We start from the raw sequence: 26,599 nt of genomic DNA, 5'->3' as shown, positions 1-26,599 counted from the left end.
ATGAGACGCATCCTGCCGGTCCTGCTTCTCGCGGCCGCCTGCGGCGGCGACCCGCCGCCCGTCGCGACGGCCCCTGTTCCCAGTCACACCTATGCCTGCGGCGGCGAACCCGTCGCGCTGACCGGGCTCGACGGTCCCCCGACGACCCGGCTCGGTCCGAACGGGCAGGCGGCGCTCAAGGGAGGCGAGGTCCGCGCGCCCGCCGACCTGGAAGCCTGGCGCATCGTCGAGGAGACCGACGACCGGGTGGCGCTGATCCGCGAACTCGACACGCCGGTCCAGCACGGCAGCATCCTGCAGACCCACCAGTACCTGCTGATCGAACGGTATGGCCGGGACGACGCCTGGAACCTCCGCATGTCGGGCCGCTGCGACCTGCGCCAGGTCGTGCCCGGCCACGGCGAGGCCGCACTCGCCTTCGCCTCGGCGACGGGCACCCGCCTGAATCTGTGGGTGACCGAGAAAGACTGCGCGAGCGGCCGTCCGGCGACCGGCCGGATCAAACTCGCCGCCCTGGAGGAGACCGACCAGGAGGTGCGGGTCGTCGTGGCGGTCCGGCCGGTGGACGGGTCGGTCACCTGCCAGGGCAATCCACGCACACCGTTCACCGTCGAACTCTCCCGCCCGCTGGGCGACAGGACCGTCGTGGACGCCGCGGTCCACCCGCCGCGGCGGCTGTAGCATCGGCCGGTGAATCTCCCCGCGTGGTATGCCGCGCTCCCGGTCGCCGTCTCCGCCGCCGGTGTGCTCTTCACCGACGAAGACGGCCGGGTGCTGCTGGTGCGGACGACGTACAAGAACGACTGGGACATCCCCGGCGGGGTGATCGAGGTCGGCGGCGGCGAGACCCCCGCAGCGGCGGCCCGCCGCGAACTGAGAGAGGAACTGGGCCTCGACCGCCCCGTGGGCGAACTGCTCAGCATCGACGTCCGCCCCGCCCGCCCCGACCGCCGCCCGCTGTTGCACTTCATCTTCGACGGCGGCGTCCTGACCACCGCCGACGTGGCGGAGATCCGGTTCGTCGACGAGGAGATCGCCGAAGTCCGGTTCGTCGCGCTCGACGAGATCGCCGGCCTCACCGAGGCCGCGCTCGCCCGCCGCATCCGCTCCACGCTCCGCCACCCGGGTCCGGGCCTGCTCTTCCTGTCGGACGGCGAGCCGACCAGGGATGATCGTGCCCATGGACCACATGACCGCCCTGATCGACCAGAACGCCCGCTTCGCTGACCTCATCGGCGACGCCGACCCGGCGACCGAGGTGCCGACCTGCCCCGGCTGGACCCTGCAGCAACTCTTCCGCCACGTCGGCCGGGGCGACCGCTGGTCGGCCCAGATCATCAGCGACCGCGTCGGCGAATACCTCGACCCACGCCAGGTCCGCGACGGCAAGCCCCCAGCCGACACCGAAGGCGCGCTGGCCTGGTTCCGCGAAGGCCCCCGCATCCTGCGGGACGCCGTCGACTCGATCGGCCCGGACACCTACGTGTGGACGTTCCTGGGCCCCCGCCCCGCCGAGTGGTGGGTGCGCCGCCGCCTCCACGAGGCGACCGTCCACCGCGCCGACGCTGCCTTCGCCCTCGGGCGGCCCTACGACCTGTCGGCCGACGTCGCCGCCGACGGCATCGAGGAGTGGATCGACACCGTCGCCTCCTCCCGCCCGACCCTCGACCCCGGGGTGACCGTCCACCTGCACACGACCGACGTCCCGGGCGAGTGGATGCTGCGCGGCGAGGAGGACCGGGTGGCCTGGGAGGTCGGGCACGGGAAGGGCGACCTGGCGGTGAGAGGGCCGGCGGCCGACCTGTTCCTGGCACTGGTGAACCGGCGGGAGGGGGATCTGGAGATCTTCGGGGACGCGGGGATCTGGACGTCGTGGCGGGAACGCGCCCGCTTCTGAAAGACACCGGCGGTGCAACCTCGTCGAGATCGCCTCATACGGCTGACAGATGGACGCGGAGACCGTCGAGCACGCCGACCGCGTCGGGATAGTGGCCCCCCTCCTCCCACAACTCCCGCCACTCCGACCCGTCGGCGGTGACCCGGTCGAGCGCTCTCAGGGCCAGGCCCGGCAGATCGTCGCCGATCGGCACCCGGCCGCCTTCGAGCAGGAAGTCGGGTGCGTAGACCGATGTGATCGGCGTGCCACCCCGGTGGGCGGCGACGATGGCGGCCGCGGCGATCGCGGAGGCGGCGTCGTCGACATCGAGATAGTCGTCGTTGTCGGCGGCCACGGCGAGGGCCGCGCGGAGCGCCGCCGGCCGTTCGGCGGCGGGGGTGTCGTGCAGGTCGCCGCACCAGTCGGCGGCGGAGTCGTTGTCGAATGGCCCGATGTCCCAGGTTCCCATGGCCACACGTCTATCGGAGACCACCGACAACAAAGAAAAATCCCAGGCCAGAAAAGCTCTGACCTGGGATTCTCGCTGTGCGCCGCCAGGGACTCGAACCCCGGACCCGCTGATTAAGAGTCAGCTGCTCTAACCAACTGAGCTAGCGGCGCTTGAAGCCCTTGTAGGTTACCGCGACTCCGAACCCCCACCAAATCGGGCTACAGTAGAACATCATTCGGTTCACCCAAGGGGAAGCCCACGTGACCTGGTTCGCCTCACCGTCGGAAGCCGTCACCCGTCTCCGCCAGACCGGATACCTCTCCGACGACGCCATCGCCACCTCCGTCTTCCTGGCCGGCGTACTGCAGAAACCGCTCCTGGCGGAAGGCCCCGCGGGCGTCGGGAAAACTCAGCTCGCCAAGGCGATAGCCGAGGCGACAGGGTCGGACCTGGTCAGGCTCCAGTGCTACGAGGGCCTCGACGAGGCGCGAGCCCTCTACGAGTGGAACTACAAGAAGCAGCTCCTCAGGATCCAGGCCGACGACGACGCCTGGGACGACATCTTCGCCGAGGAGTTCCTCCTGGAAAGACCCCTCCTGAAGGCCATCAGGTCAGATCGCCCCACCGTCCTGCTGATCGACGAGACCGACAAGGCCGACGTCGAGGTCGAGGGCCTTCTCCTGGAGATCCTCTCCGACTTCCAGGTCACCATCCCCGAGCTCGGCACCATCACCGCCGCGAGGAGACCCTTCGTGGTGCTGACCTCGAACGCCACGAGGGAACTCAGCGAGGCCCTCAAGCGCCGCTGCCTTTACCTCCACCTCGACTACCCGACCCCCGAACGCGAGCGCGACATCGTGCTCGCCCAGGTCCCCGGCATCGCCGAGACGGTCGCCGAGCAGCTCGCGCGCACGGCTGCCACGTTGCGCGCGTTGGAGCTGAAGAAGTCGCCGAGCATCGCCGAGACCGTCGACTGGGCGCACACCCTGCTGGCCCTCGGCCGGGAGGTGCTCGACGAGCGGACCGTCGCCGAGACGCTGGGGGTCGTGCTGAAACACCACTCCGACCAGCAGCGGGCGGCCAAGGAACTGGGTCTGCGGTGATCGACCGGCACATCGGCTTCGTCCACGCCCTGAGGGAGACCGGGCTTCCGGTCTCCCTGGCCGAAGGGCTGGACGCCGCCCACGCCCTGCGGCACATCGACCTCGCCGACCGGCGGACCCTCCGTGAGGCCTACGCCGCGACGCTCGTGAAACGGCCCCAGCACCGGGAGGGCTTCGACGTCCTGTTCGACCTCTGGTTCCCGTCCACGACGCAGGGCCCGCCGAAGCACCGCGACGACGACCCCGAGGACCTCAGATCGGAACTGGCCGAACTGCTCAGGGGAGATCCCGCCGCTCCCGAGTTCAGCGCCTTCGCGCAGGCCATGGTCGAGCGCTTCGGCCGGGTGCAGGCGGGGCCGGGGCGGCAGTCGTGGTTCTCCTATCCGGTGATACGCGCGCTCTCACCGCAGACCCTGATCGCCGGACTCCTCGGTGAACGCGGCGGCCTCCCCGAAAAGCTCGCCCGTCGGCGTGTCACCACGAACATCGCCGCCTTCGAGGCCGAGGTGGCCGCCGACGTCAGACGCAGGATCGCCGAGGAACAGGGACGCGAACGCATCACCAGATCGGCCGTCAGGCCGCCGATCGACCGCCGCGACTTCCTCCGCGTCACCAAGGCGGAACTCGCCGAGATGCGCAGAGAGATCCATCCCCTGGCGAGGAGGCTGGCCACCCGTCTCTCGATGAAACACAAGAAGGGGGACCGGGGCCGCCTCGACTTCCGCCGGACGGTCCGCGCGTCACTCCAGTCGGGCGGCGTCCCGCTGATCACCCACCTGAAGCCCCGGCGTCCGCACAAACCGGAGCTGGTCGTCCTCACCGACGCCAGCGACTCGGTCGCCGGCTTCGCGCAGTTCACCCTGCTGCTCACCTTCGCGCTGCGCGAGCAGTTCACCAAGGTCCGGGCGTTCGCCTTCGTCGACACCGTCGACGAGATCACCAAGTATTTCGCCCCGGGCGCCGACGTCCTCGACGCCATCACCCGCATGACCACCGAGGCCGACATCTCACGGTTCGGCCGCACCGACTACGGCCACGTGCTTAAAACGTTCGAGGAACGCCACGCGAGCGTCCTCACCCCGAAGACGAGCCTGCTCATCCTCGGCGACGCCCGATCCAACTACCAGCCGCCGAACACCGAGACCCTGAAACGCCTCACCGAAAAGGTGCGGCACGCCTACTGGCTCAACCCCGAACCGAGAAACCAGTGGGACACCGGCGATTCCGTGGCGAGCGGCTACGCCGCCGTGATCCCGATGCACGAGTGCAGAAACGTCCACCAGCTCGCGGCGTTCATCGAAGACGTCGTCTGATCCCGTTACGGCTCCGCCCACCCCGGCACCGCCCCCACTGGGCGCGACCGCCGTAACCGGCGCCGACCGGCCGCGCAGGCCCCCACCGCAACGAGCGACTCGGGCGCGGACGACCGGGAAAGGGGCCACGGGCGCCACCGCCCGACCGGCCGTGCCCAGTCCGCGCCCGCACGGTCCGCCTGTGCCGCCCCTGGCTACGATGCGGTGCATGCCCTGGAAGACCGGGATGGTCGCCCGCGACCCGTCCGAACCGCACCGCGCCGCCACGCCCCTCGAACTGCTCTTCGACCTGGTCTTCGTGACGGCGGTCGCCCAGGTCGCCGCGCAGCTCGACCACGCGCTCCTCGAAGGGCACACCGCCGAGGGCGTCGTCGGCTACCTGATGCTCTTCGGGGCGATCTGGTGGGCCTGGATCGCGTTCACGTGGTTCGCCAGTGCCTTCGACACCGACGACGGGCCCTATCGCATCCTCGCGTTCGTCCAGATCGCCGGGTCGCTCGTGCTGGCGGCGGGGGTGCCGGCGGCGTTCAACGACCTCGACTTCCGGTGGACCGTCCTCGGCTACGTGATCATGCGGATCGGTTACGTGGCGTTGTGGTTGCGGGCCGGGCGGGAGCATCCGGCGGTCCGGAGGCTGGCGGTCAGGCTCGCGGTGGGGACCACGGCCGTGCAGGTCCTGTGGGTGCTGCAGCTCCTGCTGCCCGACGACTACCGGATCCTGGCGTTCATCACCCTGTTCCTCCTCGACCTGTCGGTGCCGTGGTTCGCGGGCTGGAACGCCGACCAGGGCGGCTACCACGCCCACCACATCGCCGAGCGGTTCGGCCTGTTCACCCTGATCGTCATCGGCGAGTCGGTCACCGCGGCGACGCTGGCCATCCAGGGGGCGTTCGCGGCGGAGGGCCACGTCGCCGAACTGATCGTGCTCGCCGTGGCGGCGCTGCTGACCTCGTTGTCGGTCTGGTGGCTCTACTTCGGCTACATGGACCACAAGGCGCTGACGACCAACCCGCGCACGACCTACATCTGGTCGTACGGCCACTACTTCATCCTCGCCGCCATCGCGGCCGGCGGGGCGGGCGTCGCGGTGGTGGCCGGGTCGGTCGGCGGGCACGGCGCGCACCTGCCCGAGTGGGGGGCCGCGCTGGCGTTCACCGCTCCGGTCGCGGTGTTCCTGTTCGCGTACGCCGCCATCGACGCCCTGGCGAACGGCAGGCGCGACCTGAAGCCGGTCGTGTTCGCCGTCACCGGGGTGGTCGTGCTCGCGGTCACGCCGCTGGCGACGGTGATCGGCGGGCCGTGGACGGCGCTGGTCACGGCCCTGATCGTGGTCGCCCTGCTGGCGAAGGAACTGCTAGCGCATCCGGCGGAGGATGCGCGCAGCCGTGCGGCCGAGTAGCTCGACCTGATCGGCCGTCAGTTCGGCCGTCGGGTTGCGCCGGATGAAGCCGGGGATGCGCCTCGGGTAGGCCACGGTCAAGCCCTCGCCGCTGACCACGCCTGCCCTGTTGGCGATCGTGCACCCGTGCAACGCGAGCACCGGGCTGATGGTGACCTGGATGCCGGTCTCCTTCGACAGGACCTCGGCCAGGTCGGTCGCGGCCCCGATGAGGCCCTTGGCGACGCTGGTGCCGTACTTCTCGTCGAAGAACAGGCGCTTGCCGTGCTTGGCCACGATCGTGTCGGGTGAGTAGGCCTCGTTGTCGACGATCCACAGGCCGCCGGGCCCGATGATCAGATGGTCGACCGAGGCCTTGCCGGGCACGGCGCGGCCGTCCATCACGTGGTAGCCGCGGCGGCGCAACATCACCCGGAGGAGGCGGCCGGTGCGAACCTCGCCCCGGCGTTTGCCCCGCCAGACGGCGGTGCGTTCGTGGGACCGCCAGGCGATGAAGGCGTCGGTGCCGCCGGCCAGTGCTCCGAAGAGGAGCCCGGTGACGACGACGTTCCAGCCGAATCTGCCGGCGAGGATGCTTCCGGCGATGAGACCGGCGACCGCGTAGGCGGCCCGGAGCCGGAGGCGGTTCTTCCGGCCGGCGAGCCAGAAGGTCAAGTACAGGTTCTGCGGCGACGAACCGGTGAACTTGTCGTCGCGCGGGACGTAGATGGACCCGTTGGGCACCCTGCACTCCCTGCAAGTTAGGACTGCTTTGCCTAAGGCGTACCCGAACAGGAATCCCAGCTCCCGATGGTGAGGGAACTAGCACGGTTACGCCACCACCGGTATAACAACCTCGTCTTGACCGACCAGTCGGTATGCTGGTCGCCTATCAGAGGGGGTCGACATGGCGCGGTTGGGCACGTCCGTCGAAGAACCGGTACGCCAGCGGTTGCTGTCGGCGGCGACGCGCCTGTTCGCCGAGAAGGGCTTCGAGAGCACTTCCGTCCAGGAAATCGTAGCGGCCGCCGGCGTCACAAAAGGGGCGATGTACCACTATTTCGACTCGAAAGATGATCTTCTTCATGAGATCTACGGACGGGTCCTCCGCATGCAGATGGACCGCCTGCGACGTTTCGCCGACGGTGAGGGAACCGTCACGGAGCGCCTGCACGCCGCGGCCGCCGATGTGATCAACACCACAGTCGACAACCTCGACGATTCCAAGATCTTTTTCAGGTCCAACCACCAGCTGGCCCCCGACACCCGCAAGATCGTCCGCGCCGAACGCCGCCGCTACCACGAACGCTTCCGCGACCTCGTGATCGAGGGCCAGCAGCAGGGCGTGTTCCGCGACGACGTCCCGGCCGAGATGGTGGTCGACTTCTTCTTCGGCTCCGTCCACCACCTCGGCACCTGGTACCACCCCGACGGCCCCCTCACGGGCACCGAGGTCGGCCGCTACTTCGCCGACCTCCTCCTCCGCTCCCTCACCCCTTAAGAGCCGATCTTCCGTTACGGCTCCGCCCACCCCGGCACCGCCCGCCGCCCCCGCCGCGGCCGCAACCGGCGCCACCCGGCCGCGCCCGCCCCCGCCTGCGACGACCACGCTGGGCCGAACCACCCGGCCCCGACGACCACGCTGGACCCGAGCCGCCTCGGCCGTGACGACCTCCCTTAAGCCAAGCCGCCCCGGCGACCCCTCGGGCCGAGCCCGCCTAGCCGTGACGACTACTCCGGCCCCGGAAGGCCTACCAAGGGCGCGAGAGCGCTCCGATGGTCGCCGGGGGTGCCGAAGGCGATCGCGTCGGCCTTGGCGCGCTTCAGGTAGAGGTGGATGGGATGCTCCCAGGTCATCCCGATACCTCCGTGAAGCTGGAGGGCCTCCTCCGCGGCCCGTACCGCGACCTCACCGCAGTGGGCGGCGGCGACCGCCACGGCCACCCGGGCGTCGTCCCCCGAGGCGAGCTGATCGGCGGCGTTGCGCGCGGCCGCCCGCGCCCCCGCGACCTCCAGCCAGAGATCGGCGAGCCGGTGCTTGAGCGCCTGGAACGACCCCACCGGCCGCGCGAACTGCCGCCGCTCCTTCAGGTAGGCCACCGTCGTGGTGAGACACCACTCGGCCACCCCCACCTGCTCGGACGCGAGCAACCCGGCCGCGAGGAGCAGCGCCTCGTCCACCGACCCCCCGTCGAGCACCACGGCCGGAGCACGGTCGAACGTGACCGTGGCCAGCGGACGCGTCACATCGAGCGAGACCACCGGCTCGACGGGAACCCGCTCACTCTCCACCACGGCGACCCGGCCTCCGTCGAGCGGCACCACGAGGAGATCAGCCCCGACGGCCCCGGCGACCCCGGTGAACCGCCCACTGACCACACCCGCCAGCGAACCGGCCGCGCCTCCAGCGCCACCGGCTCCGAGACCGCGCCCCTTCCCCGCGACACCCGCCTCGGCGCCATCTGCCGCGACCGTCGGGCCACCCGGCGCGACCAAGCCGCCGTCCCCTTCTTCAAGCACTCCCACCGGGACGTCCCGATAAGGCGACGCGGCCAGCGACACGCACAACGCCGCCGTCGCCTCCCCCGACGCCAATCGCGAGATGTCGGCATAGCCGGCGTCGAGCAGCACCCGGGTCGCCAGCACCGACGAGGTCAGGAACGGCGCGGGCGTGCCCGCGCGCCCCAGCTCCTCCAGCACCACCGCGGCTTCACGAGCCGACGCGCCCGCGCCGCCGAGGTCTTCGGGCACCAGCAGCCCCGCCACGCCGATGTCGCGGGCCAGGCCGTGCCAGGCGGCGGCGTTCTCGCCCTCGGCGGCGACGGGGGCCTTGTCGGCGAGGAGGTCGCGGACGGCGGTCCGGAGTTCCTCCTCGACCTCCGTGTAGAGCAGCGTCATCGAGGCAGGTCCTTCCAGGGCGCGGCGACGTCGGTTCGGGGTTCCGCCGGCAGCCCGAGCACCCGCTCGGCCACGATGTTGCGGAGGATCTCGGAGGTGCCGCCCTCGATCGAGTTGCCCTTGGCCCGCAGGTAGCGGTAGCCCGCCCCGCGGCCGAGGAAGTCGACCCCGTCGGGGCGGCGGAAGGTCCAGTCGTCGTAGGTCAGGCCGTCTTCGCGCAGGAACTCGACCTCCAGAGCCGAGACCTCCTGGTGGTGGCGGGCGAACAGCAGCTTCATGCCCGACCCCTCGGGGCCGGGGTGCCCGGCGAGCAGTTGCTCACGCAGGCGCTGGCCGGTCAGCCGCATCACCTCGCCCTGCACCCACAGGTCCAGCGCCCGCCGGTGCAGGTCGTGGGTGCGCAGCTCGGGGCGGGCCTGCCAGGCCTCGGTGAAGACGCTCATCATGGTGCGGCGCGGCGAGCCCGACGCCCCGATGGCGACGCGCTCGTTCATCAGCGTCGTCTGGGCCACCCGCCAGCCGTCGCCGACCTCGCCGAGCCGCAGGTCGTCGCCGAGCCGGACGCCGGTCAGGAAGACCTCGTTGAACTCGGCCTCGCCGGTGATCTGGCGCAGCGGCCTGACCTCGACCCCGGGGGCCTCCATGTCACAGACGAAGTAGGTCAGGCCCCGGTGTTTGGGCAGGTCGGGGTCGTGCCGGGCGACCAGGATGCCCCAGCGGGCAAGGTGGGCGCTGGACGTCCAGACCTTCTGCCCGTCGACCACCCAGTCGTCGCCGTCGCGGACCGCCCGGGTCGCCAGCCCGGCCAGGTCGGACCCGGCGCCGGGCTCGGAGAAGAGCTGGCACCAGACCTCCTCCCCCGTCCAGAGCGGGCGCAGGAAACGTCTCTTCTGCTCCTCGGTGCCGTAGGCGAGGATCGTGGGCGCGGCCATGCCGAGGCCGATGCCGATGCGGCCGGGATTGTTGTCGGGCGTGCCCCGGAAGAGCTGGTCGACGACCCCCTGGAGGTCGCGCGGGGCGCCCAGTCCGCCCAGCCCTTCGGGAAAGTGCACCCAGGCCAGCCCGGCGTCGAACCTGGCCCTCAGCCAGTCGAGCGGGCTCAGCTCGGAAGGGTCGTGCCCGGCCAGGAACGCCTCCGCGCGCTGCCTGACCGTCGTCGCGTCCACCACGTGGTTCCCCTGTTCTTAGGTGCCGTGCCAAGCGAGACGCGGACGGCCGCAGGCCGGCCGTGGCTCGCGCTCGTGAATCTGCCTTGGAAAAGCAGTCGTACCGCACCCGCTCTTCGGTCCGGTATCGGTGGAATCACGTGTGCTTCTTCAGCTCCCGGTACGCCAGCGAGCGCTTGTGGACCTCGTCGGGGCCGTCGGCGAAGCGCAGGCTGCGGGCGCCCGCCCAGAGCGCGGCCAGCGGGAAGTCCTGGCTGACGCCGCCGGCGCCGTGGACCTGGATGGCCTTGTCGAGGATCCACTCGACGGCGACCGGCGTGGCGATCTTGATGGCCTGGATCTCGGTGTGCGCGCCCTGGTTGCCCACGGTGTCCATCAGCCAGGCCGTCTTCAGCACCAGCAGCCGCAGCTGCTCGACCCTGACCCGCGACTCGGCGATCCAGTCCTGGACCACCCCCTGCTGGGCGACCGGCTTGCCGAAGGTCGTGCGGGCCAGCGCGCGGCGGCACATCATCTCGATGGCGCGTTCGGCCATGCCGATGAGGCGCATGCAGTGGTGGATGCGGCCCGGCCCGAGACGGGCCTGGGCGATGGCGAAGCCGCCGCCCTCCTCGCCGATCAGGTTGGCGACCGGGACCCGGACGTCCTCGAAGATCACCTCGGCGTGGCCGCCGTGGTCGTTGTCGGTGTAGCCGAAGACCGACATGCCGCGTTTCACGGTCAGGCCGGGGGTGTCGCGGGGCACCAGGATCTGGCTCTGCTGCCGGTGCTTGGGCGCCTCGGGGTCGGTCTTGCCCATGACGATGAAGACCGCGCAGTTCGGGTTCATCGCGCCGGTGATGAACCACTTGCGGCCGTTGACCACGTACTCGTCGCCGTCGCGGACGATCGAGGTGGCGATGTTGGTCGCGTCGGAGGAGGCCACGTCGGGTTCGGTCATCGCGAACGCCGAGCGGATCTCCCCGTCCAGCAGCGGTTCGAGCCAGCGTTTGCGCTGGTCGTCGGTGCCGAACTGGTGCAGCACCTCCATGTTCCCGGTGTCGGGGGCGGCGCAGTTGGTGGCGACCGGGGCGATGGCCGGGGACCGGCCCATGATCTCGGCGAGGGGGGCGTACTGGAGGTTGGTGAGGCCCTCGCCCGGCAGGAACAGGTTCCACAGGCCGCGTCGCCGGGCCTCGGCCTTCAGCTCCTCGACGATCGGCGGGGCGCTCCAGCCGCTCTCCCGCGCCTGCTCCTCGAAGACCGGTTCGGCCGGGTAGACGTGCTCGGCCATGAAGGCCTCAAGCCGCTCGCGATATTCACGAGTGGTCGCGTCGAAGGCGAAATCCATCTGTCAGACCTCCCGAAGGCCGCGCTCGACCAGCGGCGCGACGATGTCCCCGATGCCGGCGAACCCGTCGCCGACGGTCAGCCCCTGGGTGAAGCGGAAGTGGATGCCCTCGGTGATGACCGCGAGCTTGAAGCAGGCCAGCCCGACGTACCAGCCCAGCCGCGAGGTGTCCCGGCCCGACCGCTCCGCGTAGTGGGCGGCCAGCGCGGTCACGTCGACCTCGCCGCCGGGCGCGCCGACGTCGAGGTCGGCGAAGTCGGTGTACAGCAGGAACAGGGCCAGGTCGGTGAGGGGGTCGCCGAGTGTGGACATCTCCCAGTCGAGCACCGCCGCGACCCGGCCGTCGCGGATCAGCGTGTTGCCGAGCTTGAAGTCGCCGTGGACGATCGCCGGCGCCCCCGACACCGGCAGGTCTTCGGCCAGCCGGGCGTACAACTCGTCGATCCCGGCGACCTCGCGGCTGCGGGAGGCGTCGAGTTGCCGCTTCCAGCGCCTGACCTGCCGGTCGAGGAAGCCCTCGGGCCGCCCGAAGTCGCCCAGCCCGACCTCGGCCGGGTCGATCACGTGCAGCCGCGCCAGCACGTCGGCCAGATGCTCCCCCACCTCGGGGGTGAGGCGGGTGGGCGTGCCCTCGACGTATTCCATGACGTAGAAGGGGGCGCCGACCACCTCGGCGTCGTCGCAGAAGTGGTACATGCGCGGCACCGGCACGTCGGTGTCCTGGAGCGCGCCCATCACGCGGAACTCCCGGCCCATGTCGTGGGCGGTGGCCAGCACGTGGCCGAGCGGCGGGCGGCGCACGACGACCGTGCGGACGCCGTCGCGGACGATGTAGGTGAGGTTGGACTTGCCGCCCTCGATCAGCTCGGCGGCCAGCGGGCCGTCGGTGACACCGGCCTCGGAGAGGCGGGCGGCGAGACGGTCGAGATCGAGTCCGGGCACTGTCACAGCTCGCGAGCATACCGACCAGCCGGTATGAGTGTCGACGACACCCGGGGGTGACAGAGGCAACCGAGAGGACTTTTCTGGATATATCAGGACATGGATACATCAGGTCATGGTGTCTTGACCGGCCCGCCCCCGCGACCATAGGTGATTGCCCATGGAACCGACGTTCTTCGAAACCCCCGACGAGTTCTACGCCTGGCTGGCCGCCAACCACACGACCGAGACGGAGTTGTGGGTCGGCTTCCACAAGCGTTCCACCGGCAGGCCGAGCCTCACCTGGCCCGAGTCGGTCGACCAGGCGCTCTGCTTCGGCTGGATCGACGGCGTGCGCAAGAGCCTCGGCCCCGAGTCCTACGTCATCCGCTTCACCCCCAGGAAGCCGCGCAGCACCTGGAGCTCGGTGAACATCAACCGCATCCGCGAGCTGATCGAGCTGGGGGCCGTCCACCCGTCTGGCCTGGCCGCCTTCGAGGCCCGCAGCGCCGACCGTTCGGAGATCTACAGCTACGAGCAGCGCCAGGCCGCCGAACTGCCCGAGGAGTACGCCGCCCGCTTCCAGGAGGACAAGGCCGCCTGGGACTGGTTCGAGGGACAGGCCCCCTGGTACCGCCGCACGGCCATCTACTGGGTGATCAGCGCCAAGAGGGAGGAGACCCGGCTGCGCCGCCTGGCCACCCTCATCGAGGACTCGGGGGCGGGCCGCCGCATCAAGTCGGTGACCCGTCCCTGAACAAGGCCGACAGGTATTCGCCGAAGGCGGCCCGCAGGTCGTCGAGCGTGGGGGTCACCCCGGCACCGACGACGGCGTCGAACAGCAGGCCCTCGGTGAACGCGACGAGCTGCCGCCCGTGCCGCACCGGGTCGGCGGTGCCCGCGGCGGTGAACACGGCCACGCCCTGGTCGCGGTAACGGCGGCCGATGTCGTCGTAGACGGCCCGCAGCTCCGGACGCCGGGTGGCCTCCAGAGCCAGTTCGTAGCGCGCGATGCTGCGCCGGCGGTCCACCACGATCATCTTGTGTGTCGACACCGACAGCAGCTCGACCATGGCTTCCCGCCCGTCGGCCGGCATCGGCCGGGTGAGCAGTTCGGCGAAGTGCTCGTCCTCCAGCTCCGTGAGCCGGGCCAGGGCCAGTTCCAGGAGCGCGGCGCGGCTGCGGGCCAGGTTCGACGTCGACCCGGACGGCAACCCGGCCGCCGCGTCGACCGCTCGGTGGGTCAGCCCGCGCATGCCCAGGTCGGCGAGGATCTCGATCGCGGCGTCCCCGATGATCCGCGCCCGCTCAGTGCTCACTTCCGCAGACTACACATGTAGTGCATACTACAGATGTAGTTTCCCAAGGAGGCATCATGAGACACGCCGTGGTGGTCGGCGCCGGAATCGGCGGGCTGACCGCAGCAGCCGCGCTCAGGCAGCAGGGGTGGGCGGTGACCGTGCTGGAGCGGGCCGCCTCGATCGAACCGGTCGGCGCCGGGCTCGCGATGGCGCCCAACGCGCTGCGCGCGCTCGACGTGATCGGGGTGGGCGACCAGGTGCGGAAGCTGGCGGCCTTCCAGGGGTCGGGCGGCATCAGGACCAAGACCGGGAAGTGGTTGTCGCGCACCAGCGCCGAGGCCGCCCAGGAGCGCTACGGCGACCCGACCGTGCTGCTGCACCGGGCCGTGCTGGTCGACCTGCTGGCCGCGCAGGCCCCCGAGATCGAGCTCAACACCACCGTGGAGTCGGTCACCCCCGACGGCGTGGTCACCACGGCGAAGGGCGAGCTCAGCGCCGACCTGGTGGTGGCCGCCGACGGCCTCCGGTCACGCATCCGGGGACAACTCTTCCCGTCGCTGCCCGGCCCGGTCTACACGGGCGTGACGAGCTGGCGCTTGATCACCCCCACCGCCGGGGCGCAACCGTCGGAGTCGTGGGGCGACGGCCAGGTCTTCGGCGTGATGCCGCTCGCCGGCGACCAGGTCTACGCCTACGCGACCGCCCCCGCCCCGCCCGGCGGATCGTCTCCCGACGAACTCGGCGACCTGAAGCGCCTGTTCGCCGGCTGGCACGACCCCATCCCGGCCGTGCTCGACCGCACCGACCCGGCGAAGGTCATCCGCACCGACATCTTCAGCCTGGAGACCGCTCCCCCGGCCTTCCACTCCGGCAGGGTGGCCCTGCTCGGCGACGCCGCCCACGCCATGACCCCCAACCTCGGTCAGGGGGCCTGCCAGGCGATCGAGGACGCGGTCACGCTGGCGTACACGAACGATCTGGAGAGCTACTCGGCGGCGCGGATGCCGCGCACGGCGCCGATCGTGAAGCGGTCGCGGGCCATCGCCCGGATCACCTCGTGGCGCAACCCGGTCGCGACGGCGGCGCGGAACACGATGATCAGCCTCGTCGGCAGGCTCGGCACCACGGCGGCGCTGCGCCAGATGGACTCGGTCTTCGCCTGGGAACCGCCCGTCAGACCGTGACGGGCTCGGGCTTGGTCTCCTGCGCCACGGGCGAGTGGTCGGGCGCCAGCCGGCTGAGCGTGATGGTGCCCCAGACGAGGATCGCGGTCGCGACGAGGGCGGGGACGACCTGGCCGACCCCGGCGGGCAGGGGTTCGCCGAGCAGGACGGTCCCGGCGGTGATGGAGGTGATGGGGTCGACGATCTGCACGGTCGCGTAGGCGATGCCGAAGTAGCCGACCTCGTAGGACTTCTGCAGCAGCACCACGGCCGCGATCAGCAGGAGGGGGATGGCGAAGGCGAACCAGTGCAGTAAGCCGCCCCACGCGCCGTCGAAGTTGGCGCCCACGACGCGCACGAACGTCGACACGGTCGCGGTCACCGCCCCGGCGCCGATCGACATCCAGATGGCCTTGCCGGGCCCGGCGAAGAACCGCGCCGACACGAAGCTGGCGGCGGCGATCAGGCCGACCACGAGGATCATGCCGACGCCCTCGCCGGTGGACATCGACGGCTTCACGTTGTGCGCCGGGACCAGCAGCATCAGCCACAACAACCCGACCGCGACGGCCAGCGAGCCGAGGTACTCGGCCCGCTTGGCCCTGCGCCCGTGCAGCCAGGCCGCGAGCGGCACCGCGAACACGAGCGTGGCGACGCTGATCGGCTGGACGACGATGAGCGGCGCGAAACTGAGCGCGACGGCGTGGAGGCAGGCGCCGCTGAAGCCGATGACCCCGCCGATCCACCAGCGCGGCCGGCGGACGAGCCGTAGGGTGGCCCCCTGGGCGACGGCCTCGAACTGCTGAAGGGCCGCTCCCAGGGCGTATCCGAGAGCGCCCAGCAGGGCGATGGTGAACCCCAGCCAGGTCATGGGCATGCTCCGGAGAATTCGTGGGTGCGGGTCACCCGATTCAGCTTAGGGACAATCTCCTGTTCCCCGGGTCGAGTCTCCCATATCTACCAGAACGGCCATTGCGGCATTCCGCCCATTCAGGGCGATCACACTGCCGCCCGGGTGTGTCGCCGCGCCACACAGATAGACCCCTTCCATGGGGGTGCGAGGCGTCAGCCGCCGGTCCCACATCTGGTCCGGCCGCACCTCGCCCTGGAAGATGTGCCCCCCGGTCAGGCCGACGCGCGCCTCGATGTCGGGTGGCCCGAGCACCTCGTAGTGGGCCAGGCAGTCGGCGAAGTCGGGGGCGTACCGGCTGATGAGGTCGACGAACTGGCGGGCCACCTCGTCGCGGCGGGCCTCCCAGCCGCCCTTCAGGGCGTAGGGGGCGTACTGCCCGAAGACGCTCATCAGTCCGTCCTGTACGTAGATCTCCCCGAACCCCACCGCCGGTTCGCCGGCCCGGCACCGTTCGAAGGCACGCTGGGCCTCGTCGAGGCCGGTCGTCACGTCGACCACACCCCGGGCCATGAAGGTCTGGCCGGGGGCGGCCGTCCAGGAGGGCAGGCGGCGCAGGGCGGCGTTGAACTTGACCACGGGGCTGCGGACGTCCCATTCGGCGACGCGCAGCCGGTAGTCGTCCGGGGCGTCGCCGACCATGGTCATCAGGCGCTTGGGGTCGGCGTTGGAGACCACCCTGCCGGCCGCGATGAACGTGCCGTCGTCGAGGCGGACTCCCTCGCCCGGGAGCACTCGCGCCACCGGCGCCCCGGCGGCCAGCACGGCCCCGGCCTCGCGGGCGGCGTCGGCGATGGCGAAGCTCACCATCCCCATGCCGCCCTTGACGTAGCCCCAGACCGCGCCGACGCCGTCGAGCTCGCCGATGAAGTGCATCAGCTTGACGGCGGCGGTGCCGGGGTCGCGCGGGCCGGCGTAGGTGCCGATGATCCCCTGGCCGAACAGGGCGTCCTTCAGACGCTGGTCGGTGACGAAGTCGTCGATCACGTCGGCGATCGAGGCGTGGAAGAGGACGTCGGTCATATAGGTGTCGCCGAGGATCTCCCCGAGCTCCTCGCGGCTGGGCGAGTCGCCGATCCAGGTGTCCCTGGCGCCCTTGCGGAGCTTGATCCGCATCCGGTCGAACAGGTCCTCGTACGCGAAGTAGCCGTCGATCTCCTTCTGGGGCAGGCCGAGGTCGTGGAGCGCCCGGGTGGTCCGGTCGTGGTCGAGCCACTGGGCGAAGGCGGTGCCGTCGTCGTAGGGGATCCAGAGCTGGGGGTCGGCGATCGTGAAATCGAGGCCCCGTCGTTTCAGGTCGAGTTCACGGATGACGGTCTCGTCGAGCAACCCGACGACGTAGGCGCAGGGGCTCACGACATACCGGGGATCCTCGAACGGGCGTTCCAGGGTGCACGCGCCGCCGAGGCGCTCGCGGGCCTCCAGCACCAGCACCCGTTTGCCCGCCCGTGCCAGGTAGGCGGCGCACGTCAGGCCGTTGTGACCGCCGCCGACCACCACCACGTCCCAGCGGCGACGCGCCAGGTCTTTCACGGGTTCGGGGAGGCCCACCCGCCCGAGCTGGGCGGCGATCTCGTTCATTCACCAACACTGACTGGATAACCAGTCAAAGCGCAAGGGCCGCCCGTGGGTCTAGCATCGGTCATTCCGGGGTTTTTCCTACGGGGTGCCCTGGAACGACCTACTCGTGCGGCGCGTTGGAGCGGGCGTGGCCTCTCTATCCCAGATGATCCGGCGTTTCCTGGAGAAGCCCGGCAGCGTCGACATCGCGCCCTTCGAGCGCACCGTCGCCGCCGCCGGGGCGCTCGCCGACCGCGCGCGCGACCTCTCCCTTGAGGAGTTGCGCGAGATGGCCGCCGGAGGAGTCGGCTCGGCCGAGTTCTGCGCCGCGGTCCGCGAGGTCGCCGACCGCACCCTGGGTGAGCGCCCGTTCGACGTGCAGCTCGTCGGCACGCTCGCCATGTTGTCGGGGAACGTCGTCGAGATGGCCACCGGCGAGGGCAAGACCCTCGCGGGCGCGCTGGCGGCCGCGGGCTTCGCGCTGCGCGGCAAGTCGGTGCACGCCATGTCGGTCAACGACTACCTGGCCCGCCGCGACGCCGAGTGGATGGCGCCCTTCTACGCGGCCATGAACCTGACCGTCGGCTGGATCGCCGAGGCGTCCACGCCCGAGGAGCGCCGCGCCGCCTACGCCTGCGACATCACCTACGCCAACGTCAGCGAGATCGGCTTCGACCTGCTGCGCGACCGCCTGGCCACCGACCCCGAGGCGACCGTCCAGCCGGTCCCCCAGGTCGCCCTGGTCGACGAGGCCGACTCGGTGCTCGTCGACGAGGCCCGCGTGCCGCTCGTGCTGGCCGGCGCCACCGACGCGGGCGCGGCGGTGCCCGAGATCGCCGCGCTGGTCCGCCGCCTGTCCCGCGGCTACCACTTCGAGATCGACGACGAGGGCCGCAACGTCTTCCTGACCGCCAAGGGCACCGACACGGTCGAGAGCGCCCTCGGCATCTCCCTGTACGACCACCCCGGCACCGTCACCGAGGTCAACCTCGCCCTCCACGCCCACGCGCTGCTGGTGCGCGACGTCGACTACATCGTGCGCGACGGCCGGGTGCAGCTCGTGAACGCCTCGCGCGGCCGGGTCGCCCAGCTCCAGCGCTGGCCCGACGGCCTCCAGGCGGCGGTGGAGGCCAAGGAGAAGCTGGCCCCCTCGGACACCGGCGAGATCCTCGACTCGATCACCATCCAGGGCCTGCTGACGCGCTACCCCGAGATCTGCGGCATGACCGGCACCGCCGTCGCCGTCGGCGAGAACCTGCGCGAGTTCTACAAGCTCAAGGTCGCCGTGATCGCGCCGAACCGCCCGTGCGTGCGGGAGGACGAGCCCGACCGCATCTACCCGTCGCTGATCGACAAGGAACTGGCCCTGGCCGACGAGATCGTCGCCCAGCACGCCACCGGCCGCCCGATCCTGATCGGCACGCTCGACGTCGCCGAGTCCGAATCCCTGGCCAAGGAGCTGCGCTCGCGGGGCCTCGAACCGGTCGTGCTGAACGCCAAGAACGACGCCGAGGAGGCGGCCATCATCGCCAGGGCGGGCGAGCTGGGCGCGCTGACGGTGTCGACCCAGATGGCCGGGCGCGGCACCGACATCCGCCTCGGCTCCCCCGAGGTCGCCGAACTGGGCGGCCTGCTGGTCATCGGCACCGGCCGCCACCCGTCCAGCCGCCTCGACGACCAGTTGCGCGGCCGGTCGGGCCGCCAGGGCGACCCCGGCCGGTCGGTGTTCTTCGTCAGCGGCGAAGACGACCTGCTCAAGGCCTACCTGCCCGACGAGACCCTGCCGAAGGCCGACAAGGACGGCCGGATCCGCGACAAGCAGGCCGCCTACCTGGTCGGCCACGCCCAGCGCATCGCCGAGGGCGTCAACACCGAGATCCACCGCAACACCTGGCGCTACACCCGCGTCCTGGAGGAGCAGCGCGCCCGCCTGCTCGACCACCGCGACCGCATCCTCTACGGCGACGCCGGCGCCGAGGCCCTCCGCGAGGCCCGTCCCGAGCGTTACCGGGAACTGGTCGAGCAGTCGTCGGAGGAGGCCGTGGCCACAGCGGCCCGCCAGATCGTGCTGTTCCACCTCGACCGCTGCTGGACCGACCACCTGGGCTACTTCGCCGACCTGCGCGAGGGCATCCACCTGCGGGCGCTCGGACGGCTCAGCCCGATCGACGAGTTCAACCGGGAGGCGCTCCCCGCCTACCGGAAACTCCTGGAGGAGATCGAGAAGCGCTCGACGGCGAGCTTCGACGCCCTCGACCTGTCCTCCCCGCTGGCCGAACAGGGCTTGAAGCGGCCGTCGGCGACGTGGACCTATCTGGTCTCGGAGAACCCGTTCGGCAGCGACTGGGACCGGGTGCTGCGCCGCGTCTCCTCGGCGCTGCGCGGCCGCAAGAAGGGCTAGATGTACTGACCACAGAGGTTGAGTACGGGGCGACTCCGAACGGCTCCGGCTCGTCTCGGAAAGGCTGACCGGAGTGGTCGCGTGAAAAAGGGTCCGAGCCCTTCCGGGCCGGACCCCTTATCGTTTACGCGGATTTACCGCCACGCGGTGAAGTGCCACTTGTTCGCGGTCGAGTAGGTGCACGACGACACATTCCACCCGGCCGCCTTCACGGCGGATCGCCAGTAATTGCAGTTACCCGAGTCGGGGTAGCCGCCGTAGAACTTGCTTTCCGCGTGGGCGGTTCCCGACATGGAGAAAACCGCTCCGGCGATGGCGAGACCGACGAACGCCCTTTTCAGAACTTTCATGGTGTTGCCTTTCCTGTGGCTGCGCGGGGAATTGCCGCTACTCCGGTCATCCTCAACCGGCGATCAGCGGCACGCAAGGCCGCCGAGGAGGTGGAACGCGCCATTGGCAGAAATAGGCAAATCGCCGCGAAGATTTCGAGTCGCTCGAAATTCACCGCGAATTCAGCGCCGCACATGAGACGATCCGCGCCCCCTGGGAGAAGGGGCGCGGATCGCCGGTTCGGGGCCCGCTTCTTCCTTATGCCCCGGTCTTCTCGTGCCTGCCCTTCCTGGCCTGGACGATCAGGAAGCGCATGCCGACCGCGACGAGCGCGCAGGCCACCAGCCCGGAGGCGATGACCGGCACGGGCGTCTCCGGCCGTGGTGTCGTGGTGTCGGCGGCCACGTGGCTCGCCGACGGGATGGCGATGGTCTTCTCCTTCACGGGGGTCGTCGTGGCCTTCGGCCGGGGGGCGGCCTTGGCCGTTTCCTTGGCCGTCTCCTTGGCCGGGTCTTTGGCGGGGGCGATCTTCTGGGCGGCGATGGGCGCCTCGTCGGGGGTGCAGGTGACGTCCTGGACGTCCGACACCTTGAACCTGACCGGCGGCGCCTCGCCGGAACCGCCGCGGGAGTTGTAGGCACCGGACGAGAAGGGCTCGGGGGCGCCCTTCTTGCCCAGGCCGTCACCCCACTTGGTGATGACGTAGTCGACGTCGATGTGGCCGGCGCCGCCGTCGCCCTCGACGGTGAGGCTGCCCTCGTTCCAGGTGCCGCCGGTGAGTTCGGCGAAGGTCTTGCCGTCGAGGTCGAGCATGACGCCGTTGCTCGACGGCGAGCCCGGCCCTCGGTCGCCGACGAAGAAGGGGGCCTTCTTGCCGTCGTGCATGACGTAACCTTCGGTGCCCATGGGCCAGCTCGGACTGGCCGCCAGTCCTTTCTGCATGGGCTCGCCCGACGCGGGGGCGCCGGTGTCTCCGTTGCGGCCCGAACCGTCGTCCCAGAAGTAGGACGCGGTGGTCGAGCCTTCGTACAGGGGATGGACGACCAGGTCCGGCACGCCATACCCGGAGAAATCGGACGAGGGCCGGGTCACCCGCTGGACCGAGCCGTTGAGGGCCTCGATCGTGGTGACCTTGCCGTCGGCCGTCTTCTCGACCACGCCGACCTGGCCGTGGTGCTTGAGGAAGGCGATCGCGCCGGGCTGGGGCTCGGTGGTCCAGGCGTCCTTCGACCTGAACCAGGCGGCGTGGTCGGCGGAGGCGGCGAAGCTGCCGACCTGCTTCAGCACTCCGGCCGACTGGCCGGCGTACGAGACGAACGTGTCGCACCAGGGGGCGGAGGCGAGGGCGGGGTCTTTGCCTTCGCTGTACCAGGCGCCGTACTTGCTCTGCTTGCCCGCCTGCGCGCTGTAACCCAGCTCCTGCCGGGCCGCATCGAGCAGCGAGTCGGTGATGGGGGAAATGGGGGAATCTCCTTTGGTCACATGCGAGTAACCGGACATTAGGCCCCTTTTACGACAAACCATAAGAGAACCTGACAAAACTTTGCCTGGGGTTTACTGATCGTCCTTGAAGGAAGAGGGGGTCCAGCCACAACGAAGGGACCTCCCATGACGACCACGGAGACGGTCGGCGGCGCCGCCCGCAGGGCCGTACAGCACCCCCTGCTCGACAAGCTGGCGAAGGTCGGATTCGCCGCCAGAGGCGTCCTCTACGCGCTGATCGGACTGGTCGCGCTGCAGATCGCCTTCGGCGGGTCCAGCGGGGAAGAGGCCGACAAGTCAGGCGCGATCCACATGGTGGCCGAGCAGCCGTTCGGCTCGGTGCTGCTGTGGATCATGGCCGTCGGCCTGGCCGGCCTGGCCGTCTGGCAGATCGGCGAGGCGATCTGGGGCAACCCGAAGATGCGCCAGCGCGTCGAGTCGATCGCCCGCGCGGTCGTGTACGTGACCCTGGTGGTCTCCATCACGAGCCTCCTGCTGAAGGGCAAGGAGGCCTCCAGCACCGACTCCCAGTCGCAGGACGCCACCCGCGCCCTGTTCGAACTGCCCGGCGGCCAGTTCCTGGTCGGCCTGTTCGCGCTCGGCCTCATGGCCCTCGGCGTGTACTGGATCCACGAGGGCTGGACCGAGAAGTTCATGCGCGACATGCACGTGACCGAGCCGAAGGCCCGCACGACGGTCGTCCGCCTCGGCAAGGCCGGCTACATCTCCCGCGGCATCGTCGCCATCGCCGCCGGCGTCCTGGTCGGCCAGGCCGCCCTGACCTACGACCCCGACCGCGCGGCCGGCATCGACGACGCCCTCAAGTCCTTGTCGGAGACCCCGATGGGCCCGTGGCTCCTCGCGGCGGTCGCGATCGGCCTGATCCTCTTCGCCGCCTACTGCTTCGCCGAGAGCCGGTGGCACCGCACCTGATCCAGGGCGAAGAAAAGGGACCTCCCGACCGGCCGGCGGGAGGTCCCTTTCTTTGTGTGTCAGGCCTCGACCGGGGTCTCCTCCTTGGTCTCGGCCGGTTCCGGGGAGCGGCCGCGCCAGAGGCCGAAGCCCGCCAGGACCAGTGCGGCGAAGACGTAGCCGAGGGCGATCTGGCCGCCGACGTTCCAGCCGACCTTCTCCGCGTGGACCAGGCCGATGAACGACAACAACGCGCCGAACAGGGCGTAGCCGGCCGCCCAGTAGAAGTTCCGGTCGATGATGAACGCCACGATCGCGCCCAGCACGAGCCCGGCCAGGATCGCGCCGCCGCCCAGCAGGACCGTGCCGTGGTAGACCGAGCCCGCCGCGGCGATCTGCTCGCTCGTCACGGCCACGCCCGAGGCCGCGATGACGTTGTTCATCTGGCCGGCCGCCCAGGCGGCGATGTTGGGGATGATGGCCATCACGACCGCGACCGCGTGGACGCGGGGCACCGCCTGGAAGGCCTGGGCGCCGATGAGCAGGCCGATGTAGAGCAGGATCGGCACGATCGCGGGGGTCGGCAGCAGGGTCGCCAGGACGCTGAACAGGCCGAGGAAGCAGAACAGGGCGATCACGACGCCGCTGGCCATCGAGTAGCCGGCCCGGCCGCCCGCCTCCTTCCAGCCGGGGTGGCCGATGTAGACCGCGGGCGGGAACGGGGAGCCCAGGGCCGAGCCCACCACCGCGCCGGCGCCGTCGGCGAGCAGGACCGAGCGGAGGTTGTAGGTGTCGCCCGCCACGGCGGCCGACTCGACGTTGGTCATGCCCTCGGTGAAGTTGTAGATGCCCAGCGGGATCGCCGTCGCCAGTAGCGGCGCGACCTCGCTCAGGCCGCTGACCAGCAGGTCGATCTTCAGTGTCGGCAGGCCCACCGCGATGTCGCTGATGGCCGCGCCGACGGCGGCGGGCTCCATGTAGCCGCCGATCCAGCCGATGGCCGAGCCGACCAGCAGGGCGGCCAGGCCGACCGGGATGTTGCCGGGCAGCTTCAGGTCGGTGAAGAAGCCGACCAGGATGATGACCAGCACCGGCAGCGCGATCCAGAGCGCCTCCCACATCTGGGCGGCCGGGCGCATCGAGATGAAGGCGATCGAGATGCCCGCCAGCGTGCCGAGCATGGCCGCCTGCGGGGTGTACTTCCTGATCACCGGGCCGACGAACGCGCCCAGCAGGACGATCAAGCCGATGATGAAACACCAGGCCAGGCCGGCCTGCCAGGCGGCGATCGGGTCGTTCGTGGCCAGGTACGTCGGCAGCATGATCACGAACACGACGATGAACATGTGCGGGACCGACGGACCGTACGGCATCGCGCAGACGTCGAGGCGGTTCTCCTTCTTCGCCAGCCGTCTGGCCAGGTAGGTGTAGTAGACGTTGCCGATCAGCAGCTGGATGCCGAGGGCCGGGAGGATCACGCCGTACACGTCGCCCTCGGAGATGTGCACCACGCCGACGCACAGGGCCGTGAGGGTCAGGACGTTGACCAGGACGTTGAAGCCCAGGCCGAAGAAGGCGTTGGTGTCGCCGGGCACCCACCAGGGCACCTTCACCGCGGGAGTCGTCATCACAGCACCTCGATCAGGTTCTCGGAGGGGGCGACCCAGCCGAAGATGCCGCCCTGCGCGGCGATCATGGCGAGTCCCGCTTCCTGGAACTCGTCGAAGTACGACCCGACGCAGTCGGACACGACGAGGCACTCGAAGCCCCGGTCGTTGGCCTCCCGCACGGTCGTGTGGACGCAGACCTCGGTCGTGACACCCGTCACGACGAGCGAGGTGACGCCCTTCTCGGCCAGCAGTTCGCCGAGGTTCGTGGCGTAGAACGAGCCCTTGCCGGGTTTGTCGACGACCGGCTCGTCTCCGAGGGGCTTGAGGTCGTCGACGATGTCGTGACCGTACTCACCCCTGATGAGGATCCGGCCCTTCGGGCCGGGATCCCCGATGCGCATCGAGGGCGCGCCGCGGTTCAGCTTGGCGGGCGGGCAGTCGGACAGGTCGGGCAGGTGGCCCTCCCGCGTGTGGACGACCAGCAGCCCGGCCGCGCGGGCCGCGCCGAGCAGCCGGGCCAGCGGCGGGATGACCTTCTGGAGCTTGCTGACGTCGTTCCCGAGGGTCTCTCCGAAACCACCGGGTTCGACGAAGTCGCGCTGCATGTCGATGACCAGCAGCGCGGTTGACTCGGGCTCGAACGTGAACGAATAGGGGGACGCGTCGACAGTGGGCACGACCGGCTCCTCTGTGTCATGTGAGGCAGATTCACAGCGCGAGCCACAACCGGTACGTCCCCCGACGCCGGACCGGCCGGGCGGTCTATTCGTCGATTGTCGACAGAATATGTATCCGCTGCCGCCGCGCCGCGTTAACGCCGGGTTACCCGATATAGGTGCGGGCGCCGTGGGAGGCCAGTGCGGCCAGCACGGTCGGCGCGTCCTGGCTGACCACCGCGTCGAACAGCTTGCGGTGGCGGCGCACGCCGTCGCCCGGGTCGCCGACGTGCTCGACCTCGCGCCGCAGGTTGGCGGCCATGTAGAGCTGGAGCTTGTGGATGACGGGCCGGTAGGCGAGCAGCAGGTGGCGCTGCCCGGCCAGGGCGACCATGGCGATGTGGAACCGGCAGTGGGCGTCGTTCTCCTCGCGGAGGTCGCCCTTGCGGGCGGCGACGTCCATGGCCTTCAGCGCGTCTTCCAGGTCGCCCACGTGGGTTCCCTCGGCGAGGGGCGTGAAGAGGGAGACGGCGTACTGTTCGAGCACGTCGCGCAGCCCGAACAGCTCGTCGACGTCGCGCTCGGACAACTGCGCCACCCGGACCCCGCGCCGCGGCAGGTGCTCCACGAGCCCCTGCTCGTCGAGCAGCCGCAGGGCCTCGCGCAGCGGCGCCCGGCTGATGCCGAAACGCCGCGTGAGCTGCTCCTCGATCAGGCGCTCCCCCGGCTGGAGCGCGCCACTCAGGATGTCCTCGCGGAGCTGGTTCATCGACAGCTCGACGAGACTGGCCGCTTCGAGCACGCCCACCTCCTCAGACTCCAACTCTGGCAGATCATGCGCCTTCGCGGGCACACCTTCCCACCAGCCCAAAAAGGCACTTCTGTACCATTAGAAGTGCCTTTGGGGGAGGTAAAGCGTGATATTGCGAGTAATTACCATAATGGGGCTTTTGTCGACTCCAGCGTCGACACCGACACCGCCGTCACCGGTGCCCGCAGCGCCCGCACCGGCCCCGGCACCGGTTCCGGCGCCGACGCCCGTGACCACGCCGGCGCCCATCCCCGAGCCCGCCGCCGAACCGCTCAAGTTCCTCACCTTCAACGTGTGCGGAGGCCTGTGCGAGAACGCGTTCTCCCTGGCGAGGTGGACGTCGTCCCTCGTGCGCGAGACCCAGGACGCCGACGCCTTCTTTCTCCAGGAACTGTGCGGCCGGCAATTCGACGCCCTGCGGAACCGGCTCTCCGGCGAATACCAGGCCACTTACGTGGTGACCGTGCGCAAGAACAAGGCGTGCCGCCGGAATTGGGGCGACCGCCGTTTCGGCATCGCCGTCTTCGTCAAGGGACCGGTCTTCGCCCGCGGGGTCTGGGCGCTGCCGAACCCGCACCACGACGAACCCCGCGCCCTCCTCTGCGTGGACGCCGTCCTCGCCTACCGCCCGACCCGCCTCTGCACGACGCACGTCGACTACAAGGGCCACAACCGGGAGATGCACGTCAACTACATCAACACGGTCATCCGGGGCTGGACGGGCCCGCTCGTCATCGGCGGCGACCTCAACCTGAGCCCGGGAACCGCGCCGATCCGCAACCTCTACCGCCGGTTCCACGAGATCGACCCGCTGGCGCGGGTGACCTTCCCCGAACAGGACCTGAAGATCGACTACATCCTGTTCAGCAACCACTTCTCCGGCTTCACGGCCAGCGGCGGAGGCTGGCGGCCCTGGATGTCCGACCACCGCGTGCTGCGCGGCACGGCCCGATCCCATGACATGTGAATACTTGCTCAGACGTTTGATCGATGGTCGAACCGTCGATAACTCTCCGTAACCATCATC

General features: G+C 70.2%; 26 protein-coding genes and 1 tRNA gene. 12 read left to right on the top strand and 15 right to left on the bottom strand.

Annotation, left to right across the window (positions count from 1 at the left end; translation table 11 throughout):
• The 3 genes from GT755_RS24790 to GT755_RS24780 are packed head-to-tail and all read left to right on the top strand — an operon-like array spanning window position 1 to window position 1,897.
• Complete coding sequence (locus GT755_RS24790) at window positions 1–681, top strand: hypothetical protein (RefSeq protein WP_161482019.1); 681 nt, start codon at window positions 1–3, stop codon at window positions 679–681.
• Between the two features lie 9 nt (window positions 682–690).
• Window positions 691–1,227 (top strand): NUDIX domain-containing protein, encoded by a 537-nt coding sequence (locus tag GT755_RS24785; protein ID WP_161482018.1) that lies wholly within the window; start codon window positions 691–693, stop codon window positions 1,225–1,227.
• A complete protein-coding gene (locus GT755_RS24780; RefSeq protein ID WP_161482017.1) occupies window positions 1,181–1,897 on the top strand; it encodes a maleylpyruvate isomerase family mycothiol-dependent enzyme in 717 nt (238 codons plus the stop codon). Before GT755_RS24785 ends, GT755_RS24780 begins: the two co-directional genes overlap by 47 nt.
• Window positions 1,898–1,931: 34 nt before the next feature.
• Here GT755_RS24780 and GT755_RS24775 read toward each other — a convergent pair whose 3' ends face one another.
• Together GT755_RS24775 and GT755_RS24770 are read right to left on the bottom strand one after the other, a co-directional pair.
• Window positions 1,932–2,345, bottom strand: a complete 414-nt coding sequence (locus GT755_RS24775; RefSeq protein ID WP_161482016.1) for a DUF4259 domain-containing protein — start codon at window positions 2,343–2,345, stop codon at window positions 1,932–1,934.
• A 78-nt stretch (window positions 2,346–2,423) separates the two neighbouring features.
• A tRNA-Lys gene (locus GT755_RS24770) sits at window positions 2,424–2,497 on the bottom strand.
• Window positions 2,498–2,587: 90 nt separating this feature from the next.
• On the opposite strand from GT755_RS24770, the gene GT755_RS24765 reads away from it, so the two are divergent.
• The 3 genes from GT755_RS24765 (at window position 2,588) to GT755_RS24755 (ending at window position 6,142) form a co-directional block, all read left to right on the top strand.
• A complete protein-coding gene (locus tag GT755_RS24765; protein WP_161482015.1) occupies window positions 2,588–3,430 on the top strand; it encodes an AAA family ATPase in 843 nt (280 codons plus the stop codon).
• On the top strand, window positions 3,427–4,743 hold the full coding sequence (locus GT755_RS24760) for a vWA domain-containing protein (protein ID WP_161482014.1): 1,317 nt from the start codon (window positions 3,427–3,429) through the stop codon (window positions 4,741–4,743). Before GT755_RS24765 ends, GT755_RS24760 begins: the two co-directional genes overlap by 4 nt.
• Before the next feature lie 208 nt (window positions 4,744–4,951).
• Window positions 4,952–6,142: a low temperature requirement protein A gene (locus GT755_RS24755; RefSeq protein ID WP_235967230.1), complete on the top strand. Its 1,191-nt coding sequence runs from the start codon at window positions 4,952–4,954 to the stop codon at window positions 6,140–6,142.
• Here the strand turns inward: GT755_RS24755 and GT755_RS40685 are convergent.
• The gene (locus tag GT755_RS40685) at window positions 6,098–6,865 is read right to left on the bottom strand and encodes a nuclease-related domain-containing protein (RefSeq protein ID WP_161482013.1); all 768 of its coding nucleotides are present in this window, start codon (window positions 6,863–6,865) and stop codon (window positions 6,098–6,100) included. The genes GT755_RS24755 and GT755_RS40685 overlap by 45 nt on opposite strands.
• Before the next feature lie 163 nt (window positions 6,866–7,028).
• Here GT755_RS40685 and GT755_RS24745 point away from each other — a divergent pair, with 163 nt between their 5' ends.
• Window positions 7,029–7,622 (top strand): TetR/AcrR family transcriptional regulator, encoded by a 594-nt coding sequence (locus GT755_RS24745; RefSeq protein ID WP_161482012.1) that lies wholly within the window; start codon window positions 7,029–7,031, stop codon window positions 7,620–7,622.
• Between the two features lie 230 nt (window positions 7,623–7,852).
• Here the strand turns inward: GT755_RS24745 and GT755_RS24740 are convergent, their stop codons facing one another.
• The 4 genes from GT755_RS24740 to GT755_RS24725 all read right to left on the bottom strand — a co-directional run bounded on the left by GT755_RS24740 (window position 7,853) and on the right by GT755_RS24725 (window position 12,463).
• Entirely contained in the window at window positions 7,853–9,019 is a 1,167-nt protein-coding gene (locus tag GT755_RS24740; RefSeq protein ID WP_161482011.1) for an acyl-CoA dehydrogenase family protein, read from the bottom strand.
• The gene (locus tag GT755_RS24735) at window positions 9,016–10,185 is read right to left on the bottom strand and encodes an acyl-CoA dehydrogenase family protein (RefSeq protein WP_328794483.1); all 1,170 of its coding nucleotides are present in this window, start codon (window positions 10,183–10,185) and stop codon (window positions 9,016–9,018) included. The genes GT755_RS24740 and GT755_RS24735 overlap by 4 nt, the downstream gene beginning before the upstream one ends.
• A 136-nt stretch (window positions 10,186–10,321) precedes the next feature.
• Entirely contained in the window at window positions 10,322–11,515 is a 1,194-nt protein-coding gene (locus GT755_RS24730; RefSeq protein WP_161482009.1) for an acyl-CoA dehydrogenase family protein, read from the bottom strand.
• 3 nt (window positions 11,516–11,518) lie between these two features.
• Window positions 11,519–12,463, bottom strand: coding sequence for a phosphotransferase family protein (locus GT755_RS24725; RefSeq protein WP_161482008.1), 945 nt, complete (start codon window positions 12,461–12,463; stop codon window positions 11,519–11,521).
• Between the two features lie 154 nt (window positions 12,464–12,617).
• Between GT755_RS24725 and GT755_RS24720 the strand changes: the two genes are divergently transcribed.
• On the top strand, window positions 12,618–13,193 hold the full coding sequence (locus GT755_RS24720) for a YdeI/OmpD-associated family protein (protein WP_161482007.1): 576 nt from the start codon (window positions 12,618–12,620) through the stop codon (window positions 13,191–13,193).
• Here the strand turns inward: GT755_RS24720 and GT755_RS24715 are convergent.
• The gene (locus GT755_RS24715) at window positions 13,171–13,755 is read right to left on the bottom strand and encodes a TetR/AcrR family transcriptional regulator (RefSeq protein WP_328794482.1); all 585 of its coding nucleotides are present in this window, start codon (window positions 13,753–13,755) and stop codon (window positions 13,171–13,173) included. The genes GT755_RS24720 and GT755_RS24715 overlap by 23 nt on opposite strands.
• A 56-nt stretch (window positions 13,756–13,811) precedes the next feature.
• Here GT755_RS24715 and GT755_RS24710 point away from each other — a divergent pair, with 56 nt between their 5' ends.
• Window positions 13,812–14,921, top strand: coding sequence for an FAD-dependent monooxygenase (locus GT755_RS24710; protein WP_161482006.1), 1,110 nt, complete (start codon window positions 13,812–13,814; stop codon window positions 14,919–14,921).
• Here the strand turns inward: GT755_RS24710 and GT755_RS24705 are convergent.
• Window positions 14,911–15,777 carry a DMT family transporter gene (locus tag GT755_RS24705; RefSeq protein WP_235967228.1) on the bottom strand — a complete coding sequence of 289 codons (867 nt, stop codon included), beginning with the start codon at window positions 15,775–15,777 and terminating at the stop codon, window positions 14,911–14,913. The genes GT755_RS24710 and GT755_RS24705 overlap by 11 nt on opposite strands.
• Window positions 15,778–15,816: 39 nt before the next feature.
• Entirely contained in the window at window positions 15,817–17,391 is a 1,575-nt protein-coding gene (locus GT755_RS24700) for a phytoene desaturase family protein (RefSeq protein ID WP_161482005.1), read from the bottom strand.
• A 145-nt stretch (window positions 17,392–17,536) separates the two neighbouring features.
• On the opposite strand from GT755_RS24700, the gene secA2 reads away from it, so the two are divergent.
• The gene (gene secA2, locus GT755_RS24695) at window positions 17,537–19,771 is read left to right on the top strand and encodes an accessory Sec system translocase SecA2 (protein WP_161482217.1); all 2,235 of its coding nucleotides are present in this window, start codon (window positions 17,537–17,539) and stop codon (window positions 19,769–19,771) included.
• A gap of 134 nt (window positions 19,772–19,905) precedes the next feature.
• Here secA2 and GT755_RS24690 read toward each other — a convergent pair whose 3' ends face one another.
• Window positions 19,906–20,121, bottom strand: a complete 216-nt coding sequence (locus tag GT755_RS24690) for a hypothetical protein (protein ID WP_030455996.1) — start codon at window positions 20,119–20,121, stop codon at window positions 19,906–19,908.
• Between the two features lie 238 nt (window positions 20,122–20,359).
• The gene (locus GT755_RS41615; RefSeq protein WP_407929419.1) at window positions 20,360–21,583 is read right to left on the bottom strand and encodes a CHAP domain-containing protein; all 1,224 of its coding nucleotides are present in this window, start codon (window positions 21,581–21,583) and stop codon (window positions 20,360–20,362) included.
• A gap of 126 nt (window positions 21,584–21,709) precedes the next feature.
• Here GT755_RS41615 and GT755_RS24680 point away from each other — a divergent pair, with 126 nt between their 5' ends.
• On the top strand, window positions 21,710–22,516 hold the full coding sequence (locus tag GT755_RS24680; RefSeq protein ID WP_161482004.1) for a DUF1206 domain-containing protein: 807 nt from the start codon (window positions 21,710–21,712) through the stop codon (window positions 22,514–22,516).
• 59 nt (window positions 22,517–22,575) lie between these two features.
• Here GT755_RS24680 and GT755_RS24675 read toward each other — a convergent pair whose 3' ends face one another.
• From GT755_RS24675 to GT755_RS24665, 3 genes are all read right to left on the bottom strand, one after another.
• Window positions 22,576–24,123, bottom strand: a complete 1,548-nt coding sequence (locus GT755_RS24675) for a regulator (RefSeq protein ID WP_161482003.1) — start codon at window positions 24,121–24,123, stop codon at window positions 22,576–22,578.
• On the bottom strand, window positions 24,123–24,782 hold the full coding sequence (locus GT755_RS24670; protein WP_161482002.1) for a cysteine hydrolase family protein: 660 nt from the start codon (window positions 24,780–24,782) through the stop codon (window positions 24,123–24,125). Before GT755_RS24670 ends, GT755_RS24675 begins: the two co-directional genes overlap by 1 nt.
• A 145-nt stretch (window positions 24,783–24,927) precedes the next feature.
• Window positions 24,928–25,563, bottom strand: coding sequence for a GntR family transcriptional regulator (locus tag GT755_RS24665; protein ID WP_202610464.1), 636 nt, complete (start codon window positions 25,561–25,563; stop codon window positions 24,928–24,930).
• A 238-nt stretch (window positions 25,564–25,801) separates the two neighbouring features.
• Here GT755_RS24665 and GT755_RS24660 point away from each other — a divergent pair, with 238 nt between their 5' ends.
• Entirely contained in the window at window positions 25,802–26,539 is a 738-nt protein-coding gene (locus tag GT755_RS24660) for an endonuclease/exonuclease/phosphatase family protein (RefSeq protein WP_202610463.1), read from the top strand.
• The last annotated feature ends 60 nt before the right edge of the window (window positions 26,540–26,599 follow it).

This window comes from Herbidospora solisilvae (genome assembly GCF_009901565.1).
Taxonomy (GTDB): Bacteria; Actinomycetota; Actinomycetes; order Streptosporangiales; family Streptosporangiaceae; genus Herbidospora; species Herbidospora solisilvae.
The sequence above is the reverse complement of the archived record's forward strand: the minus strand, read 5'-3'. Positions and strand labels throughout refer to the sequence as shown.